This window comes from Puniceicoccus vermicola (assembly GCF_014230055.1).
In the GTDB taxonomy this organism is placed as follows: Bacteria; Verrucomicrobiota; Verrucomicrobiia; order Opitutales; family Puniceicoccaceae; genus Puniceicoccus; species Puniceicoccus vermicola.
Window position 1 is genome coordinate 1 of sequence record NZ_JACHVA010000015.1, and the last position, 20,524, is coordinate 20,524.

The 20,524-nt window shown below is 50.2% G+C and carries 14 protein-coding genes; 10 read left to right on the forward strand and 4 right to left on the reverse strand.

Annotation, left to right across the window (positions count from 1 at the left end):
• A partial coding sequence (locus H5P30_RS00905) for an FAD-dependent oxidoreductase (RefSeq protein WP_185691083.1) occupies positions 1–999 on the forward strand: 999 nt, incomplete at its 5' end.
• Positions 1,000–1,100: 101 nt separating this feature from the next.
• Here H5P30_RS00905 and H5P30_RS00910 read toward each other — a convergent pair.
• The 3 genes from H5P30_RS00910 to H5P30_RS00920 are packed head-to-tail and all read right to left on the reverse strand — an operon-like array spanning position 1,101 to position 6,592.
• Positions 1,101–2,459 carry an FAD-dependent oxidoreductase gene (locus H5P30_RS00910; protein ID WP_185691084.1) on the reverse strand — a complete coding sequence of 453 codons (1,359 nt, stop codon included), beginning with the start codon at positions 2,457–2,459 and terminating at the stop codon, positions 1,101–1,103.
• Between the two features lie 3 nt (positions 2,460–2,462).
• Positions 2,463–3,263, reverse strand: coding sequence for a hypothetical protein (locus H5P30_RS00915; RefSeq protein ID WP_185691085.1), 801 nt, complete (start codon positions 3,261–3,263; stop codon positions 2,463–2,465).
• 23 nt (positions 3,264–3,286) lie between these two features.
• Positions 3,287–6,592, reverse strand: a complete 3,306-nt coding sequence (locus H5P30_RS00920) for a hypothetical protein (protein WP_185691086.1) — start codon at positions 6,590–6,592, stop codon at positions 3,287–3,289.
• A gap of 500 nt (positions 6,593–7,092) precedes the next feature.
• Here H5P30_RS00920 and H5P30_RS00925 point away from each other — a divergent pair, with 500 nt between their 5' ends.
• From H5P30_RS00925 to H5P30_RS00955, 7 genes are all read left to right on the forward strand, one after another.
• On the forward strand, positions 7,093–7,851 hold the full coding sequence (locus tag H5P30_RS00925; RefSeq protein ID WP_185691087.1) for a CBM96 family carbohydrate-binding protein: 759 nt from the start codon (positions 7,093–7,095) through the stop codon (positions 7,849–7,851).
• 281 nt (positions 7,852–8,132) lie between these two features.
• Positions 8,133–9,833, forward strand: coding sequence for a glycoside hydrolase family 55 protein (locus H5P30_RS00930; RefSeq protein WP_221774246.1), 1,701 nt, complete (start codon positions 8,133–8,135; stop codon positions 9,831–9,833).
• Between the two features lie 267 nt (positions 9,834–10,100).
• Entirely contained in the window at positions 10,101–11,117 is a 1,017-nt protein-coding gene (locus H5P30_RS00935; protein WP_185691088.1) for a LacI family DNA-binding transcriptional regulator, read from the forward strand.
• 241 nt (positions 11,118–11,358) lie between these two features.
• A complete protein-coding gene (locus H5P30_RS00940) occupies positions 11,359–13,422 on the forward strand; it encodes a beta-galactosidase (RefSeq protein ID WP_185691089.1) in 2,064 nt (687 codons plus the stop codon).
• Positions 13,423–13,487: 65 nt separating this feature from the next.
• The gene (locus tag H5P30_RS00945) at positions 13,488–15,209 is read left to right on the forward strand and encodes a sodium:solute symporter family transporter (protein WP_185691090.1); all 1,722 of its coding nucleotides are present in this window, start codon (positions 13,488–13,490) and stop codon (positions 15,207–15,209) included.
• 39 nt (positions 15,210–15,248) lie between these two features.
• Positions 15,249–17,012 (forward strand): polysaccharide deacetylase family protein, encoded by a 1,764-nt coding sequence (locus H5P30_RS00950; RefSeq protein WP_185691091.1) that lies wholly within the window; start codon positions 15,249–15,251, stop codon positions 17,010–17,012.
• Positions 17,013–17,032: 20 nt separating this feature from the next.
• Complete coding sequence (locus tag H5P30_RS00955; protein ID WP_185691092.1) at positions 17,033–17,251, forward strand: hypothetical protein; 219 nt, start codon at positions 17,033–17,035, stop codon at positions 17,249–17,251.
• A 328-nt stretch (positions 17,252–17,579) separates the two neighbouring features.
• On the opposite strand, the gene H5P30_RS00960 is transcribed toward H5P30_RS00955, so the two are convergent.
• Complete coding sequence (locus H5P30_RS00960) at positions 17,580–18,542, reverse strand: alpha/beta fold hydrolase (RefSeq protein ID WP_185691093.1); 963 nt, start codon at positions 18,540–18,542, stop codon at positions 17,580–17,582.
• A gap of 123 nt (positions 18,543–18,665) precedes the next feature.
• On the opposite strand from H5P30_RS00960, the gene H5P30_RS00965 reads away from it, so the two are divergent.
• Together H5P30_RS00965 and H5P30_RS00970 are read left to right on the forward strand one after the other, a co-directional pair.
• Positions 18,666–18,971: a hypothetical protein gene (locus H5P30_RS00965; RefSeq protein WP_185691094.1), complete on the forward strand. Its 306-nt coding sequence runs from the start codon at positions 18,666–18,668 to the stop codon at positions 18,969–18,971.
• Between the two features lie 243 nt (positions 18,972–19,214).
• Positions 19,215–20,524: FAD-dependent oxidoreductase (locus tag H5P30_RS00970; RefSeq protein ID WP_185691095.1), on the forward strand; the 1,310-nt coding region annotated here is incomplete at its 3' end.

Genomic DNA, 20,524 nt, shown 5'->3' on the forward strand with positions numbered 1-20,524 from the left:
GGCGTGCTCCCCTGGATCAATGAAGCCGAACCCGATCCCGAAGGCTCCGGAGATCATAAGATCCAAGCTTACAATTTCCGGGTCTGCATGACCGATGATCCGGACCTAAAGGTTGATTGGGTTAAGCCCGAGAGCTTCCGTGAAATTGACCACGAACTAGCTCGACGCTGGTTCAATACCGACACGGACGAGTATAATGCGCATTTGCCCAACCCGAAGAACCGGAATCTTGATGACCCCGACTCCATTTTGAGAAAATTCGATGTAATGGATGCGCGCACGCCGAATGGGTATTTAAAAACAGATACCAACAACCACGGCCCGGTCTCCACAGATTTCATCGGCGCAAACTATGCCTGGCCGGAAGCGAGCTACGCCCAGCGCGAAGTCATTTTTCAAGAGCATGTCGACTACATCATGGGACACTTTTGGTTTATGGCCAATGATCCCTCCATTCCGGAAGTATACCGTAAAGGATATGCCCGTTTCGGCCTGCCGAAGGATGAATTCCCAGAAACCGGACACTGGCCACATCAACTGTATGTCCGTGAAGCACGCCGCATGGTCAGTGACTATGTTCTAACGGAAAAAGACACGCAACATATTCGCCAACCAGAGGATCCCGTTGCCATGGGCTCCTATGCGATGGATAGTCACAACTGCCAACGCTTTGTGAAAGATGGATGTGTCTATAATGAAGGCGATGTTCAACTACTCCCCAAAGCTCCCTACGGGATCAGCTACCGCTCCATCACACCGGCCAAGGGCGAATGCGAAAATCTATTCGTTCCGGTCTGCTTATCCGCATCACACATCGCATTTGGATCCATCCGCATGGAGCCGGTCTTTATGGCTCTCGGCGAAAGCGCTGCGATCGCGACCGACATGCTGATCGACCAAAAAGACGCGGTTCAATCGATTGATTATCCAGCCTTGGCAAAAGAGTTGGAAGCCGTCGGACAGATTCTCCACTTCGAGGAAGTGGAAGATTCTGAGTAGTCGCGCCTTAAAAAGCACTACGCGACTCCGAGAGCCGAGCAAAATTTGATCTGATACTGCGAGTCGCGCTGATGCGCGTTTTGCCCGCTTTTTTTCGAGAGCTACATTAACAATGATCCATTTAGTTTAAGCATCTCCTTAAGCTGTTCGCCTGATACCTCGTCGACATCCGCATCAGCCTTACAAGCTAGCGCCACAGCCGTGCCAGCTGCTTCACCGGTTTGATTGAGGTTGACCATGACGCGAACTGCCCCGAAGGCGTCTTGATCGGCATCCAGAAGACGTCCTGCCACCAAGAGATTGCGAGAATTCACAGGTATCAAACTACGATACGGAATCGTATAGTAGCGATTACGGTTTTCCGCGTCGTGATGCCAGAAAGCGTGAGTGACCTTCCCCGAACGGCTGATGCGCTCTTCACGCCCATCAAGATAACGCAAGATGGTTCCGCTGGATGAATGAATATCCACCGGATACGTGCCCTGCGCAATCGAATCAGAGAAGTGAGTGCAGGCCAGGAGCTCTTGGCCTGACAAACGATGTTGGCAAATTGCATGGCGCGTTTGGCGAACCCCAAGCATTTGTGCCCAAGCAACGATAGAAGGAATTTCTACATCTGGCGGGAGCACCGCTCGAAGCATATCAATATAGGCACGATGGAGACGTCTTCCCTCAATTAAAGCAGCCGTGTAGGCATCTGCATCCGCAGCATCGATACCGTTCAATCGGGTTCCAAATAAATTACGCAGGTCAGGAGCTCCAGGGTAAGTAAAATACCAGGGAGCGCTATTATCGGATGGATAGCCGTATTTGGTGAGCAGGTGTTTCATGGCTTCCCAATACTTCTTCGCATCGACATCAGCGACTCCCGCAACCAAGGCTTGTAAGTTCACCGGTTGCAAATGCTCCGGTCGAGAAACAGAAAAGCCACCCGCCTGAAGTAAAGACCCATCCCCGGACGCATCGATATAGTATCGAGCGCGTATGGCCCTGCGCCCCGAAGCATCTTCGATAATCGCAGCGTCCAACTTTCCATCATCTAATTTGGCGGAAACACACCGCGCCAGAAGAAAGAGCCGAATCGAGTGCTCGACGGCAATCGTCTCGAGTTCACCCGCGAGCTCGGCACTGTTGAAACGGAACTCGCCACGCAAGATCGGTCGCAACTCTTCCACGGCAGACCTGAGCTTCAAGCGCTCAATAAGCTCCAAGGTCAGCCCCCCAATGATTCGCCGTTCACCCAAAACATCCCAAGTCGAATGCCACTCATTCACTTGAGCAGCGGTAGCCATTCCACCCAATAGACTACTCCGCTCGACAACTGCGACCGAAAGGCCCAAGCGTGCGGCTCTCACAGCGGCGAAGACCCCTGTAGCCGAGCCCCCGATCACACACAGATCACACTCATGACAAATGGGAACCTTCCTCGGCGACTCTTTAATATATTCTGACTCGATCATTACTTACTCAGAAATACTCAAAGTGGGTTCGGCCTCAGCGACTTGAGAATTCAGAACCTTGATAATGTAATTATCAGCACGCCCTATTTGATTATAAACGAGTATTAAAATACTGTCGTCTTTCCGAACGGACTTCCTAGTCGCAATCCGCCGTTTCCAATTACCGTCATCGTCTTCAGATGCGATAATGATGGATTGATAGAAATCACCTTTTTCCTCTAAAGAAACTACACTGGATCGACCAGCGGCAAGATCGACCACTGAACCTCCCACCTTGCATAAAATAGGAGTCTTTGTGATATTACAAATAACTGCTTTACCCTCTGATTCACCATGCTCGGAACAATCAACCGGGAATATGCTGTAGCGTCCGTTCTCGTTCGGAAAAAAGAATAGAATCAATTTACTCTGATTCGGATTCAAACGAATGCCGCCCATAGATTTCAATGTAGTTGGATCTTCACTGCCATCATCGAAAACAAAGCGCAATGACGGTGGGCCTTGATAGGAATAACTTTCGGATATAACTCCCGGCTCCAAGGTGATGGGCTCACGACTGCTGATTCCGTCTGCCAAATAAGCAATATTCGGCGGCACATAGACTTCGGTATAGCCAGCTGCGGTCTGCTGGCGCTTACTCGAGCCGAATAAAGGGCTCGAAGCAGGCGCGAACGACTCGCCCAATGCATCAATTGGTATACTACCCGGCCACAAGTATACCTGAAAGCTCAGACTCACCTCTCCTTCAATTGGCTGAGCAGTCAGTAGCGATTGCCAAAGAAGGGAACAGACTCCCAATGCCATAAAAATTCTAGGACACGTTCCCATTAGATTTCTCCCTCCTCAAGCCAGGTAAAACTCAGCACGACAAACCTGCGTCCGAACTCTTGGTTAATCGCGGTTAATGCAGAGAGCCCCGCTGCCGAAGCCTCATCTGAATCGATCGGTGTGTGAGGAACATTACGATCATCAACAAACTCAGGAAGGCGCTGCACAATCGCCTCACACCGCACATGCGGAATCACCTCCTGAGTGACGGGGTCCAACACCTCACCATACCCCCGAACCCGAAAAGTATCTGAACGCGCACTTAGACTCCCACCGATGCGTGAGAGGATATCCCCCTGGCTGAGCCAGCCCGTCAAATTTTCAGTGCGCCAGCCTTCTTCCGCTTCGGTTTCAAATCCCGGAATATTGGTATTAGTCGACTCTAAACCCACCTGCTTCTGCAGCGATTCATTACTTTGTGCTTTGTCCAAGGCAGACGCCAGTGTCCCACGTAAACGAAAGGCATTCACGGATTCGTTGCCTGTTCCATCTTTGAATGGCATCCGATTCACAAAGCTAGAAATACTGGGAAAAGGCCCACGCAACTTTACCTCCTCCACGATGCGACGTGCCAAAGCATCAATCTGCGAAGCGGACAATTTGCGATAGCCGAGGTAGGTTTCGTCGTCGGAAAGCACATCCCTCTGCCCGTCATTATCTAGAACAGGCCCGAGTAATGGTTCATCCAACCTCAAGAGTGCAGAGCTTGGATCACTTTGAACATATGAAACCGTCCCCGATTCAATCGTCTCAATATCTTCGCCATAAAACGCGCCGATAAGCGCTTTCCAGGCCTCAACCGATGTGCTGTTCACATTGAATGCTCCATCCAGCAGTGTTTCATTGGCACTCTGATCAAAATCAGGACTTGGCAATGTTCCATCCGCACGCACCGAAACTACCAATGGATTACCAACCGTTCCATTATTCAGTAAGGTCGAAAAGAAATAATCATCCCATAGCGCTTTATTCAGTTTATATGAATAATCATGATGTATCCCGGTAAAGCCCAACATGGGTGCGTCACTCGATCTTCCCACAATAATACCACTCCAGCCCCGCTCTAGTGAATCCAATGGTATACTCGGATCAGCCAGACTATTCGCGATTGGATATGCAGGGATCAGATTTCCGAACCGGGCATTTCGGATGCTGTATTCCAGATCCACAATAGGATCTGTTGATATTGAAGCGTGATACAGCGGCGCATGAGACAACTGCCCGATCGAAGCGATCGATGATATTCCGGGAGAGGACTGAAACAAGACTGTGCGCTCTGCAGAAGACTGCGACTCAGAATAGCCTACATTCACATTGCGATCCAAATCATATGCCTCAACACCCACATCTTGATAATCATTACCATTCTGCTGACTAAAAACGTATGTTGGATTACTGCTGACCGCATTACTGTAAAAACGACCTCCGTCCGAACCTCCATCAGTCGGATGCTGACTGTAAACCAATGGGTTCGTTCCGTGAAAAGCCGCTCTCGGATTGGCATAACTCAGCCATCGACGTGAACTGGGCAACAAATGCGGATCTCGGCCGGGCTCGTGCGCTGTTGTCGGCCAGATCGCGGTATTCTCAACCATGACCAATAAACCTTTGACCCCTCTAGAGGCGCTGGTTTCCACCGTTGGTAGAGGCTGGTTACCTGGTGGCGATGCATACATCTGCGTTTTCGACCACCTCAGGATATGCTGCGCAATCGGAGCATCGTTCATATACAAGGAACTAAACAGAGGCTCGGTCTGTCCACCTCCCAAGCTTTCCTCCAGCAAGAGCGCATGTGTGCGCGCATTGGGTCGACCATAGTATTTAAACTTACGATCAGCTGGATCGACGCTATCTTTCCACTTCAGGTTCAGTGGGAAATAGTATGTCGAACCAGGATTATAACCCGGGACCAGTTCGCAGAAACTGTAGTCTGGTAATTCTACCAAGTCATAGAGCTGCTGTCCAACGGGAGGGCTAAAAACAACCGCTTCCCCTGGTTGTAAGGATACACCACGTATCCGAAATGCCAGAGGGAATTGATGTGGCAGCAAATATGAATTGGGTTCACTGCTAAGCTCAATTTCATCATCCGGGTCCAAGTCTTCGACTGCTCCGGAATTGAATTCCAAGAGAAAATTAGTATGCCATGTTGAAGTGCGCGTGAAAGAACTTCCATATTTGAAGACACGTCCAAACCTGACGATATAGTCAGTCGACTCGAGCGTGTGATCATATGGATTCCAGAGAACGATAGCCGGCATCAGGTGCATTTGCATCTCTAGCGATGCGGCATCATATGTAGGTAGCCAGTAGAGTTGAAAGCTTTTGACGACAGGAAATGAGCCCAGACGATTTGGGTTCGAGGCTTGGACTGGCAGCTCTCCGCCAAGGTCTGGTTGTTCGTTGACCCATGACCGGAGAACGGACCAGTCAGGGCCACCAGGATCACCATTGTTGATACCATTTGAGGCAAGCGGGTCGAACATCAGGCCGGAAGGAGTGGTCGAACCGACATCCAGTCCAACAGTCAGGTCTTTCTTCAGCCCACCACTCACGGGATTACTAAATACTCCGAAACTATTAAAAGTCACATCATCCATAAGGTCATAAATCCCATCAAGATCGATGGAAGGCTGATCCGCAGAAATCAATGCGAGTGAATTGAGCCCCATCAAGGAAGCTCTAGTCGAATCCGGATAACGAGTATCGAACCATTCCAAGCCATCGACTGCCGAGATTGGGAGGGAGTTGGCAAATCGCTGGGAATCGATGCCCAGATTTGCCTTCGGTATATTCACCTTAGCTTTAACGCCCTCATCTCCGACCCAGTATCCAATCCGCCCCGCAGAACTACTTTCTCCAGATACATCAACCAGACCGACCTCTACGGAATTAGCACCGGATACAATCAAAGTTTCATTCACGAAATCACCCGCACTGTCTGCGACATCATCCATGGAATATCCGTGCGCCCGATCAAACCCTGAAACCAGCCATTTACCAAAGCCAGAAACTGCGTCTTGATTCACACTATTCTCAGTAACTTCCCAAACACCAGTCCATGAATTTCGATCAGCTCGTATCCCATCCGGGACATCCGAGTAAGGATCCGTGTCAGAAATACCCGCTGTCGCTGAAATACGTTGGTCCGGTCCCAGTGACTTCTGTAAGTCTCCAATTGCGATATTCAGAGCCAAGTATGCATACTGCCTCGCCTCAGCAATCGACTTCTGCTGCGTCGCATTCTGCTCCTCAACACGTAGTAATGTGGAAATCGATAGCAGTAACAAGACAACCATCGCCATAAGTCCCAATGCAATTATGAGCGCAAAACCTCGATCCTGCGATCGGCGGTGTGAATGTCTGGGGTATTTTGGTCTCACCTGGTTCACCTCTTTGAAGTATGCTTTTTTGTCCGTTGTGCTCGCGCAAAGGACCGTTGAAGGTATAAACCCTAACAGCGAGATGATCTCATGCAAATGCAAGCAAAAGCTACCTGTAGGATCGACTTCATTTGCGTAGTTGATCGACTCCCCAGCCCCACCCACAAGTTCCTACGCGTAGAATTGTGTGGTTATTGAGAATCCCCCACTCGGTGTTGAATTCGATGAAGCAACGTGGACTCACTTTCATTGAACTTCTGACAGCTTCAGAGGCATTACTACATGTAGGATTCAACTCGGCTTGTTTTCTGCCAATCCTTTCACAAACTAAACTCAAACCTTAACGAAATCTACCCTTAGCTAAACTTCGTCTGGCAACACTTAACCCTCCAAAAACCATATCCCAAACCAAATCAAGTCACATGAGTACACAAAAAACACCATTGCTCGCCATCATCACTGGCCTCGTCGTCTGCGCTGCTGCTTCAGCTCAAGTCACCACCCTCACTACCCTGGACAACGGTCAGGATGCGCGTGTTCAACCTGTCGAAAATGCCGACACTAACTACGGAGGTGCCGTATCCCTAGTTCTCAAAGATGCGGGACTCAACAAATCCACCTCCAAAGTCTATTTGGGCTTTGACCTAAGCACTTGGAATTCAACTGCAGCCAGCGCATCGGTGACTTTAACAGCCAACGCAAGTTTCACGCTTTCAGCTGACACCAACATACGCTTCTGGGGTCTGAACAACGGAAGCGCTAGTTGGTCTGAAGATACCATCACTTACAATAACGCTCCTGCAGCCGACAGCGATCCGGGCAACGGAAGTATCGATGACGGGGCTTCCTTCTACCAGGGAACCGAAGCCAATCAGATGACACTACTTGGCTCCATTAACTTCGCGTCAAGCACAGTGTTTACCACTGGAGACACCATCACTTTCAGCGACGCCTCATTAACGGACTTTATCAACAACTTCAGCTCCGAAAATCTAACTATTGGGGTCACGATTGACAAAAATACCTACACTCAATTTTACTCCAGCGGAACAGCCACTGGTGCTTCGGTTGCACCCACTCTAGCGCTGACTCCCATTCCCGAACCAGCGACCGCCGGATCGATCATAGGCGTTCTTGCGCTTACCTTAAGTGTCCTTCGTCGACGCAACTTCCGGTCATAATCCTTTAAAGTCAGACCGAATAGAGTTTTGAGCCTCCTCGTGTGCGCTACATAGATCGCACACGAGGACAGTTTTCCACCTGCCCCTTAGCCCCTCCCCTCTCAACACAGAAGGGGAGCTCTTACCCGCCGTGTCTCCACAAGAACTGCGTACGGCGCTAATTAGAGGCGGCTTTACGCTCGATTGATTCCGCCTTCAACGTATTGAGGTCCACGATTCGCATGCCATCGCGATAAAAATTGGATCATTCATTTGCATCTTCATCCTTCTCAAAATTCGTAATGTTTTCCCGCCACTTCAGATCCAATAAAGCCTCTTTGATGGCAGTATTATACGGGCTCCTCTGCCTCGGCCTCACTAGCTATGGGCAATCTCAACAGAGCGCCAATGCAGCCGTGCCGAGTGAAGCAAAACATGACATTGTCTCGAATCATGCGGATGACTCATGGCGCTCCGTTCTTTATCCGGAAGACTGGAGCCCTGGTTACACGGTCGATGGTAAATTCTTACACGACTTTTCCTATGCCGGATATCACTATGGAGAGAAAGCTTTGCCGGATACAAATGCGATGCCGGCGATCAATGTCACCCAATCCCCTTACCTGGTTGATAATACCGGGAAAGCAGATGTGACTGCAAAATTACAGGCAATTATTGACCAATTGCCGCCCGAAGGAGGCGTCATTTATTTACCGACCGGAACCTACCGAGTCTCACCTCAGGGGAACAATCAAGGGGCCCTCGTCATTGAACGGAGCAACATCGTGATCCGAGGAGATGGACCGGGAAAGACATTCATTTTTAATGATGCATCTGAAATGCATTATAAGCATGTATTCAAGATCGCGCCAAAGACCAATGTCTCTTGGAATATTAATGGCGAACACACAAGAGCCTGGCGCATCAGTCAAGATTATCCCAAACCAAGTAAGCAGATTCGCCTCGATGACATAGCAGGACTCGAAGTCGGTGATAAAATTATCATTCGTAACGACCTCACTCAACACATGATCGACCTCGTCGGCATGACCGGGCATTGGACCCCCACCCAATCACCGAATCGCACACTCGCCTACTATCGAATCATCCGATCCATTGATCCAGCAACAAAGACCATCACGCTGGACATTCCCATCCGTGGCTTCCTCTTTCAAGCAGACAATGCACGGGTGCTCCCTCTAACGGGGGAAATGCTCAGCGAAATTGGACTCGAAGGGTTCTCGATTGGCATGCGTGAACACACTGGAGAAGGCTATAAAGAAGAGGATTATAAGATCCCCGGAACCGTAGGTCACGCGTCGTATTTGAGCTCTGCAATCCACATGACCCACACAGAAAACTCATGGATAAAAGAGGTCCATAGCTTCCACCCGGATGTGAACGAAACCGATTACCACTTAAGATCCAATGGCATCAAACTAATCCGCAGCCGTCTCGTTACGGTGCAGGGCTGTGACCTGCGCCTACCACAATATCGAGGTGGCGGTGGTAACGGATACCTCTACACACATAACGGACAAGACAACCTGATAAGGGATTCATACGCCGAATCAGGACGACACAATTACGACGTAGGCACCATGCACGCCACTGGCAATGTGACGACCAACTGCACAACCACCAAAGGACGACTGGCTTCTGATTTTCATATGTTTTTCTCGATCGGAAATCTCTTTGATACCATGACATGTGACGTAGACTCCTTGGAAGCGCGGGCCATGCGCCCCTGGGGCTATCCGGTGCATGGGACCACTGCCAGCCAGTGCGTATTCTGGAATACCAAGGGACTCAACTATCCTGCCGACCGCCCGAATGTAATCGTTCAATCTCACCAACATGGGGACGGCTACGTGATCGGAACATCCGGCCCAGCATACCTCGTCGATAGCACCGATCACGTCGAGGGCGTTGGCAAGGGCGATACACTGACCCCGCACTCCTTGTATCAGGATCAATTGGCACGCAGATTACAAAGCAAGTAATCGAGCAAATAGGGCCACCAAAAAAAAACATTCTCCAAAGAGAGTTCTTACTTCGAGAGTCGGACCCTTCCATGTCCCGATGGAAGGATTGTTAGCGTTGAGGCCCATGCTGCACCATCAAGGTAAAGCAGGGGCCCGTAAAATTGACAAATCCTACAATTAGGTTTGTCATTCCGGTGAGCGGAAATAGCAATATATCCCTTCATTATTGAATAACAGCCTCCTATCCCAGAATGCTTCTTATCGAATCCTGACCTTATATTTGCTATGAAAAAACGCGTCACGATTCGGGAAATTGCAGAAGTTGCCGGAGTTCATTTCACGACGGTTGGATTGGCACTCAAAGGCAACCCAAAGGTGAAAGCTGAAACACGGGACAAGGTTCAGAAGATTGCTGAAAAAATGGGATATCAGCCCGACCCCATGCTCTCGGCGCTCAGTTCTTACCGGCGCTCGAATCAGCGTAGAAGCTACCAATCAACTATCGCATGGCTCAATAATTGGCCAAAACGACATGACCTACTCGAGAATCCCGAGTTCTATGAGTATTTCCAAGGTGCACGTATCCGCGCACAGGAATTAGGATACACACTGGATGAGTTCTGGTTACACGAAAAAGGAATGACCACTTCCAGACTGTGCCATATTTTCCATTCTCGAAACATTCAATGCCTGATCATACCGCCTCAACCGGTATCTCTAAGCAATATTGAGATGGATCTCTCCAAAATTTCTGCCGTTTCAATCGGCTACTCGCTGGAATCCCCTGCCCTGAACGTAGTCACTAATCACCACCTACGCAGCATGCGACTCATGCTACATGAGTTGAACCGGCTCGGCTACCGCAATATCGGCTGTGCGATCAGCAAGGATTGGGATTTTAAAGTGGGGAATACATGGAGAGGCGGCATTGAAGCGGCCAAACACGACCCGGGCATGAAGCTCAAAGTCAAGATGCTGGATCACGCACACAATGCACCAGAGATCATCACTCGCGAGGTGAAGAAGTTTAAGGTCGAAGTCGTGATCTCACATCTTGAGGTTTACGAACAATTACGAGCATGTGGCTTTCGAATCCCACAGGATTTAGGCTTTGCCAACTTGGCCATTGATTTCAGATCGAAATACCATTCCGGCATCTATCAGAACAGTATCGATATCGGGCGTAAATCCGTCGAAGTCGCGGTCAGCATGTATCAGCGCGGAGAATTCGGTGAGCCCGAATCCCCCTTCCACCTATTGGTTGACAGTAGCTGGAACCCCGGAACAACGCTGCAATATTAGGCGGAGAATCATCTCCCTCAATCTATCGATTTCGAGGAATCGCACTGAATGCTACATGTAGAATTCTGAAGGCCTTGTTCCAGCACTAGGTAAAGGGGTAAACATTAACCATCACCATTCGCGCTGGAAAGACTGAGCAGTTCTTACGCAATGTCCTGAATCGATGCAGATGGAAATCTAGCGGCACAACGATCCACCCCTAGCGAGTAAAACTCACCCCATTCCTGAAAGATTTACCATAATGAGAGATATTAAACTAGATCGGGAGCTACGTTTCGGCTCCCACCTCTTCGTCAACCCCGAGGACACCGTTGAAGAACTAAAGCCACGCATGGAAGCACTCGCTTCAGCGGGCTTTACTTTGATTCGTCTTTTCATGGTATGGGATTTGATCGAGCCAAAATCGAAGCAATACAAGTGGACGATCTTTGACCAACTGTTCGACTTATCCGCACAGATGGGCTTCAAGCTCGTGCCGACACTGATGTCAGTCAGCCCTCCGGGATGGATGCGTAAGACATACGGGATTCAGGAGGTCGCGGACCTGGATGATCCTGATTTCTTTGCGCAGGCCATTGATTTTACCGAGCAAGTCGTCAATCGATACAAAGATCACCCGAGTCTGGATTCATGGATTCTATGGAATGAGCCAGGCCGATCACCGGAAACCACATCGCCGCACGTGCTGAAGGCATATCAAGCCTTCCTCGAGGCGAGTTATGGAAAGATTGAGCACTACAATTCAAATAATTTCCAACAGGTAGAGAGCTTCCATGAGATCGCGATCCCGAAGGTTTTGGATGGCTTTATCACTTATCAAGGACGGATTGATTGGCTTCGCTTTTGTGTCGAAAACTTACATTCGCACATCCAGGCAATTGCGCAAAAAGTTGTCGATTTGGACCCAAATCATCCGATTCATATCAATCCGCACCGCATCAGCCAATGCTTGGCAGACGTCGGTCAGTCGCTGTGGAAGAATGCAGAAGCGGTTGATTTCATGGGCTGCTCCGCACACCCATCCTGGCATTCCACCCGATATCCCCGCGAGCGCTATGGTGATAGTATCGCACTCTTCGCAGATATCACGCGATCGGCCACCGAAGCCCCGGATCAGTATTTCTGGGTCACTGAACTCCAAGGCGGAACCACATTGATGTCTGCCAACGTCGCACTGCACCCCTCCCCAGATGAAACAGCGGAATGGCTCATGCAGTGCGTGGCTTCATCGACGAAAGCAGTCATTTATTGGTGCACCAACGCCCGGAACAATGGATTTGAGGCTGGTGAATGGGATTTATTGAACTACGACGGCGAGCCCACAAAGCAGCTCAAATCAATCGAATGGATCATCAAGAACCTCTACCCTTACATGGGATTACTCGCCGAAGCGAAACCACCTAAAGCCGACATGCTGATACTGGTCTCCGAAGAGGCAGCCATGCTGGATTTAGTGGAGGGCACCAGCGAAGCGCCATCCAATCTACGCAATATTCAAAAAAGCACAGATGCAGTCGCCGGTGCGTATTTCCTCGCCTGCGACCTTTCCCTGGAAGTCGATTTCATGGATTCTCGACGCTTGCTTGAAGCCCCGATCGAAGGCCTACCAAAGATCATTGTCATTCCGAGCGCAACGGTTCTGAGCAAAGACTGTATCGAGCATTTAAACACAATCGTAGAATCTGGGCACCAGGTCATTGCCGACGGTTTTTTTGCCTGGAAAACACCACACGGCGCTTTAGCGAAATCCTGTTGGCCCAGTGAAGAAAAGCTCTGGGGCAGCCGATGCATTGAGTATAGTGCGATCGACGACAACCCAGTGATCGAAACACAATACTGTCAGATCGAATCTTGCTTCATGCGGGCTCATTTTAAAGTCAAATCACAAACAAAAGTCGTTGCCCATTGGGAAGACGGCAGCCCGGCGATCACACAGAGAGAGTGCGCAGGTGGTCAAGCCTGCCGCCTCGGAACGGTCCTTTTTCAACGATACCTGAACGAGAATTCCACCGATCTGCTGAACTGGTTCCATAACCTCGTCGAGCCATACATACAGAAAGACCAACCTAAACTTGTCAAAACCACCGGAGGCATTCGACTACGCCGACTTTCTGTCAATGAACAGCCCTTGTGCATCGCGCTCAATCGATCCGACAAGGTTCAGTCATTCCGTATCCAATGGAAGGGCCATATAAGCGCTGAGTATTCCGTTTCACCGCACAATGCGGTTATTCTTCAAGCGGAAGATCTGCAAGCCAACGAGAAGACTTCGAGTAACGTATCCGCGCTCACTGCGACTAAATAATTCACAACAGCCACCAATGAAATGGCTGAAGCATCGAAGTTCTCACCACGCATTATAACGCCCCAATGATTGTCGAATATATTACCCTGGGAGCCTATCTCCTCATCCTAATCACCGTTGGCGCTCTATTCTCCAAGCTCAACCGAGACGTCAGTGACTTTGCACGTGGCGGTGCTCAGGGCACTTGGTGGATGGTCGGCACCAGTATGTTCATGGGAGGCATCAGTGCCTTTACTTTTACCGGCAACGCATCAGCAGCTTTCGAGGCAGGACCCACATTCTTAGTGATTTATTTCGCGAACTGTATCGGCCTACTGCTTTGCTTTTGGATCGGTCCTTGGTTCCGGCAAACACGCGCCACCACCTGGGCCGATGTCATCCGTGAGCGGTTTGACGTGAGTGTCGAGCAGTTCAGCGCCTACATCTCGATTCTGATTCAACCAGTCGGGGCCGCGACACAACTCTACGCGCTGGCCATTTTTGGTAGCACGATACTGAATATTCCCACGGTCTGGTTGATCATCGTCCTTGGCGCGATCGTCGTCTTCTATTCAACGACCGGCGGACGCTGGGCCGTTATGGCGACCGACTTTGTCCAAGGGACTGTCTTGTTTGCTCTCACCCTACTGGTTTTTTATTTGGCGTTGGAGAAGGTCGGTGGTGTCAGCGCCTTTTTCAATCACTTCAATGATCCCGGAGTGAAAGACGACTTTCAATTCGTGAAGGACGCCGGGCAATTCGAAGACAATAAATTCACCATCAAGTGGATCTTTGTCGTCTTCTTTCTCCAACTACAAAGCTACCTGAATCTCGGTTCCGCCGGACGCTTCCTCTCGGTCAAAGACAGTCAACATGCACGCCATGCCGCACTTTGGGCCAGTGTATTGATGGTCATCGGCACCATTGTTTGGTTCTTACCTCCAATGGTGGCGCGCTTCCTCTATGAAGACCAGATCATGGCCTTGGGCATCAAGGAACCAGCCACTGCAAGCTACGCGGTGATCGCCCAGGACCTCTTACCGACCGGTCTGATGGGTCTGATGTTCGCAGCCATGCTGGCCGCAACCATGAGCAGTATGGACACCGGACTGAACAGCGTCACTGGGATCATCGTCAAAAACGTGATCCCTCCCTTACGCAAACGCGTCGGACTAGCGGAAATGAGCCAACAAACCGGTCTCTATTTTTGCCGATTGGTGACACTCCTTCTCGGAATCACCATCATTGTCGTCAGCGTCGCCCTTGCCAAGCAAGAGGAGCTGGCACTCTTTGATATCTATCTGCTGATCTCTGCCGTGATTGGGCTCCCCTTAGGCATGCCCATTCTACTCGCTATGTGGATCAAGCGCTTACACTGGTGGTCTTTCTATATTATTCTAGTCTGCGCTTTGGCCCCTTCTGCATATTTCCTGTATGATACGAAGGTCAATGGGGCCAATTGGCCCATTCAGGATAGGCTCTGGTGGATCTACGGATTCAGTGCGCTGGGTTGCCTACTCTCACTCCCCCTCTGGCGCCTAGCCTCCAATGCCTATAAATCTCAGGTCGAACAGTTTTATAAAAAGATGTATACTCCGATTGATTACGCAGCCGAAATCGGAGAATCACAGGACACCATCCAGTATAAGATATTAGGGATAACTTCCATCGTCATGGGATCCGGCATTCTACTCTTCCTACTGGTCCCCAACACCATGAGCGCAAGGCTACAAATCGTCGCACTAAGCGGATTTGTGTTACTGATTGGAGGCCTGCTGCTTTGGCAACTTCGTGGCAAATCGAAGTAGACTCCTCCCCAAAACCTTTCACTCAAATATCATACAGCAATGCTATTCAATATCATGCACCGTGCGGCTCTTGGAGCCAAATACTCTATCTTTCGTGAGCAGCAAAAGTTATTACACGAACTCAAAATCAAGGGCACGGTTTTTGTCCATTATAAAGACCTCTTTGATCCGGAGTTGATTCGCGGCGTCAAAGAAGATGCGGACGTCTATGGCGATGAAATCGGTCTGGCGCTTCACGATATGACTGGACCTGGTTTGGATTCTATTGTCGGGAACCTGCCAGCCTTCTGGCTCTTCAGCTTGGAGAATAAAAAGAAAATTTTAGAAACCATTCTGGCCAAGTATAAAGAAGTCTTCGGCGTCCATCCGAAATCAATCGCTTCCTACCACTTCGACAGTTCGTCGCTTCGTATATTAAAAGAGCAATGCCCGGAATGCGAAACGATCGTTGGCGGCTGCTTTGAAGAAGGTGTCCGCGTATTTCATGGCTGCAACCACAGTTGGTATCTCTTTAACGAAGGCATGCCATGGGGACCATGGTTTCCAAGTAAGGAACATAGCTTAAGACCAGCCACCTCCGAGGTGGACAGCGCTGGCTTTGTCGCCGTGCCTCACCTCGTGCGCGACATGAGTCTTTCCTATGAAGGTCGTAATGATTTCTGGGCCAGTCACCCACCCAATGTCGTGCGCGGCATGGGCAATGAGGCCTCGTTCAATCCATATGATCTCAATCTGATCGATCAATATCGCATGCAGGAAAAGATCAATGGGCGACCGGCCTATTTGAATACCTTTGTTGGCGTCAACTGGTTGACTTGGAACCACAATAGCGAATACCCACCGGAAGTCTGCTGGCAGCTTTACCGCACCATGCTTGAATACCTGGTCGAGTTGCGGGACTCGGGTGAAGCCATGGACATGACCTTGTCTGAATACGGACAGTGGCACCGGAAAAATCGCACCTATGCCGAACCGGAAGTCTACCATTCGAAGGAATTACTCTACGGATCAGGAAAGCACTACTTTTGGTATCTAGATGGGGCACAGCGCCTACTGATCGACCCGACCCAAGGAGGCAGCATCGGCGACCTGCGGAGCTACGCCGGTCGTTGTCGCGTCGAAACCGGCCCCGATTCAAAGCACCGGGAAATCGGTAGCTACCCCTATCTCATACAATCGCAGCACCGCACCGGATTTGCTCACCACCATGAGGATGGCTCTCGAACAAGCGTCTTCCTGGAGTGCGACGGTGAACAAATCGATTTTGCCTCGATTCGAACCAAGGTCGACGAAGTCACGCGTGAGGGTGGAAGCACCCGACTGCAGCTCACACCGGCCCGTTTCCAATTTGCCAACGGGATTTCCGGCGAGCTCATCACGAGCTTTCACTGGGATGCCAACACCGGAGTGACTCAAATCGAACGAAAAATCCAAAACCTGAGTGATCCGGATCAAACCTTGACTCTCATCGAGCACTTTAAAGGCGCTCCCGGTAAAACTGAATACGCCGAAGACTTATCGGACATCGTTCTGCTCGTGAACGAGGATGACACCACGGCAGTCAATTATGACTACGCCGGGCGCTACATTGACTTCAAAGCGGCCACTCAAGTCACAGCCCGCATCCCACAGGTCAACACCGCGGTGCATCTGGTCGCGTGCAGCCCCCACTCAACGGAGGCTGGTATAAAGTGCGGAAATTTATTCAGTCCGTTCCTCACCCTACAGCTGAAATACCAGCTCCAAGGCAATGAGACCGTCCAAACAGAAATGCGAATCGAGCAACTCGATAGTTCTAAATAAAATAAAAGAGGATTATAATCATGGATAAGGCTTTCACAGATACCTCCGTCATGCGCTGCCCCGTATGCTTCTCCAGAGACATCGATGTTCTGATGGAGCGCGAAGCGGACAACTACTATTGCGTCAAATGCAGCTTCAAAGGGCCGGAATCCGAAGTCCGGGCCATGTATAAGGATATCCAGAAGAAATTCCACTGGAACACCAAACGCATGACCTTGGACGACCAACTCAAACTTTAAGGTAGCAACGACAGTTGGCAAGATGGTCAGTCTTTAGATTTTACGCTCCCCGAATGGCTCCAACTTAAGGATTTATATCGATACGAGGAATCGATACCGCATTGATCGGGTCATTCGAAAAAGAGCCATCATTCTGGGGAGGGCGATTGTCCCCAATCGCCGCGCGACGACTACATGATTGCCTTTTCTAAAGACGAAAAGTATCGCGGCGGCTGAGGATAGCCGCCCTCCCTCGATTCGCTTAAGTTAGCGCCATTGCGTTTACCCCTTTTTAGGCATTGTTTTTAGCTGCTTTGCTCATCTGCGTTCAAATCTGAGTCCACCTTATTTAAAGTTGAAGCATGAATTGAAAATTCGCCTCAGGAGCCCCGGGCAAATTCTCGTGACCGAAATCCGAATAAACCGCTTTGTGCTTCTTTGAAGTGATGGCATTATAAACGGCAAATTGAGTCGAGGGTGGACAGATATTATCCAGCAGGGTCAGAGCCATCCGGACCTCGCCACGGATACGTGGCGCTAGATTACAGATGTCGATGTAGCCCAGTTTTTCAAAAATTTCCTCTTCCTTTTCATGCAAAGGGTCAAAACGACGAAAATAATCCCGCAGCCCCGCATAAGCATTCTGGTCCATTCCCATGGTCCAAACCCGCTTAAAATCGGAAAGAAAGGGGAAGTGAGAACTCGTGCGCTTGATACGCGGTTCAAGTGCAGCACAGGCGATGGCCAGCGCCCCGCCCTGACTGCCCCCCATGCAACCGACTCGCTCCGCATCGACCCATTCCAAGTCGATGGCAATATGAGTTAACTGAACTGTATCCAGATAAACATTCCGATAATAGAGTTTATCCTCATGATCATCCAGTCCCTTGATAATATGGCCATGGAGCGTATTTCCAATAGTCGGAACCGTGTCTTCGGAACGCCCTCCCTGCCCACGACAATCCAAGCCCAACACAGTGAAGCCAGCAGCGACATATGGGAGCATGGTCATCCAGTCCGGCGAGGAACCGGTGTAACCGTGAAACATGACAATCGCTGGCGATGGCGTTTTCGGTAAAGGATTCGGAGCGGCGACTTTAGCATGGATCCTCGCGCCGCCCACTCCTGAAAAATAGAGTGAACGGCAGTTGGCGTAGGATACTTTAAAATCGGAATCGACCCATTCAAGATTCGGCGAAACCGCAGCTAAATCTGCCAAGGCTCGCGACCAGTAGGCGTCAAAGTCAGCTGGCTTTGGGCTGCTGGACTTATATTCAAGTAATTCAGAGAGTGGCTTATCAACTGCAGGCATGATGAACGATTATAAAGGTAGCAAGTTAACACCCATCAAGCTCAAGCTTATCCTAACTGTTGAATCAGCCCGATTGTAACCCTGGGAGAAAAAAGCCCCGTTCAATTTGGAGAAAATTCGACGGTGACCGCTGTTAATCCTTCGGATGCCTATTTGATGTATGGCTATGATGAGAAAGAACTGACGCTTCCACACGCATCGCCATCTGCCGTAACCTTTACCATAGAAGTCGATTTCCAGGCAGACTATACGTGGTATGAACACACCACGCTCACTGTCCAGCCGGGAGAGACGTTGACATATACTTTCCCCGCAGGCTTCCGAGCGCATTGGGTGCGGGTCACATCGGACACAAACACCACGGCGAGCGCCCAGTTTCTTTACGGGCCAGCTGATAAACGCGATACCTTGGTGGATTGGGCGCGCTAGCTTTCGCTGCCAACGGCTTCCGGTCGCACCTTGCTCAACGCGCTCGATTCCGATGGCGACGGGCTTTGCGAAACCTTGGAGTATATCTTTGGCACGAGTCCATTCGTCCAAAATAGGCAGCCAGCGGTGTTTCACTCGGACGCCGTCAGTGTGGTTTTGCGTGACCATGAACCCGCGCAAAACCTTAGCACGTTTTTCGCTTACTCGATTAACTTAAAGGACTGGTCGAAATACCCTGAGCGTGTGAGTCTATCATCGGATCAAAGTGGAGTGGTTGCCGGTTTTAGGCGTTGGGACTTCGCTTGGGACAGAGGTGAGGAGGACTGCGAATTTGTCCGAATCCAGCTCATCAGCGTGCATCACAAACAGTTCCTGCAAAAAGTGGAAACTGATTCCGAACGGATTGTCAGCATTCACATGTTGGGCGGGCTTCAGGCAAAAGCGGCTTACTTCATGGATTGCACTTACGAGGGTGACCTTTATGCCAAAGCGGGTGTGAGCTACACTGTCGGACGTGAAGCCAACAGCGTCTATGGGGAAACGATTAACGGCGTCCAGGTTCGTCCGAAGCATCAGTTCAGCCACCCGGTTGACCCGTATGTAGTCGAAGGCGATCCAAGTAGTGGCGTGCTCCCCTGGATCAATGAAGCCGAACCCGATCCCGAAGGCTCCGGAGATCATAAGATCCAAGCTTACAATTTCCGGGTCTGCATGACCGATGATCCGGACCTAAAGGTTGATTGGGTTAAGCCCGAGAGCTTCCGTGAAATTGACCACGAACTAGCTCGACGCTGGTTCAATACCGACACGGACGAGTATAATGCGCATTTGCCCAACCCGAAGAACCGGAATCTTGATGACCCCGACTCCATTTTGAGAAAATTCGATGTAATGGATGCGCGCACGCCGAATGGGTATTTAAAAACAGATACCAACAACCACGGCCCGGTCTCCACAGATTTCATCGGCGCAAACTATGCCTGGCCGGAAGCGAGCTACGCCCAGCGCGAAGTCATTTTTCAAGAGCATGTCGACTACATCATGGGACACTTTTGGTTTATGGCCAATGATCCCTCCATTCCGGAAGTATACCGTAAAGGATATGCCCGTTTCGGCCTGCCGAAGGATGAATTCCCAGAAACCGGACACTGGCCACATCAACTGTATGTCCGTGAAGCACGCCGCATGGTCAGTGACTATGTTCTAACGGAAAAAGACACGCAACATATTCGCCAACCAGAGGATCCCGTTGCCATGGGCTCCTATGCGATGGATAGTCACAACTGCCAACGCTTTGTGAAAGATGGATGTGTCTATAATGAAGGCGATGTTCAACTACTCCCCAAAGCTCCCTACGGGATCAGCTACCGCTCCATCACACCGGCCAAGGGCGAATGCGAAAATCTATTCGTTCCGGTCTGCTTATCCGCATCACACATCGCATTTGGATCCATCCGCATGGAGCCGGTCTTTATGGCTCTCGGCGAAAGCGCTGCGATCGCGACCGACATGCTGATCGACCAAAAAGACGCGGTTCAATCGATTGATTATCC

Coding starts and splice junctions, on each gene's coding strand:
- H5P30_RS00910 (WP_185691084.1), bottom strand. CDS start 2,459: ATGATCGAGTCAGAATATATTAAAGAGTCGCCGAGGAAGGTTCCCATT.
- H5P30_RS00915 (WP_185691085.1), bottom strand. CDS start 3,263: ATGGCATTGGGAGTCTGTTCCCTTCTTTGGCAATCGCTACTGACTGCT.
- H5P30_RS00920 (WP_185691086.1), bottom strand. CDS start 6,592: ATGGCGATGGTTGTCTTGTTACTGCTATCGATTTCCACATTACTACGT.
- H5P30_RS00925 (WP_185691087.1), top strand. CDS start 7,093: ATGAGTACACAAAAAACACCATTGCTCGCCATCATCACTGGCCTCGTC.
- H5P30_RS00930 (WP_221774246.1), top strand. CDS start 8,133: ATGTTTTCCCGCCACTTCAGATCCAATAAAGCCTCTTTGATGGCAGTA.
- H5P30_RS00935 (WP_185691088.1), top strand. CDS start 10,101: ATGAAAAAACGCGTCACGATTCGGGAAATTGCAGAAGTTGCCGGAGTT.
- H5P30_RS00940 (WP_185691089.1), top strand. CDS start 11,359: ATGAGAGATATTAAACTAGATCGGGAGCTACGTTTCGGCTCCCACCTC.
- H5P30_RS00945 (WP_185691090.1), top strand. CDS start 13,488: ATGATTGTCGAATATATTACCCTGGGAGCCTATCTCCTCATCCTAATC.
- H5P30_RS00950 (WP_185691091.1), top strand. CDS start 15,249: ATGCTATTCAATATCATGCACCGTGCGGCTCTTGGAGCCAAATACTCT.
- H5P30_RS00955 (WP_185691092.1), top strand. CDS start 17,033: ATGGATAAGGCTTTCACAGATACCTCCGTCATGCGCTGCCCCGTATGC.
- H5P30_RS00960 (WP_185691093.1), bottom strand. CDS start 18,542: ATGCCTGCAGTTGATAAGCCACTCTCTGAATTACTTGAATATAAGTCC.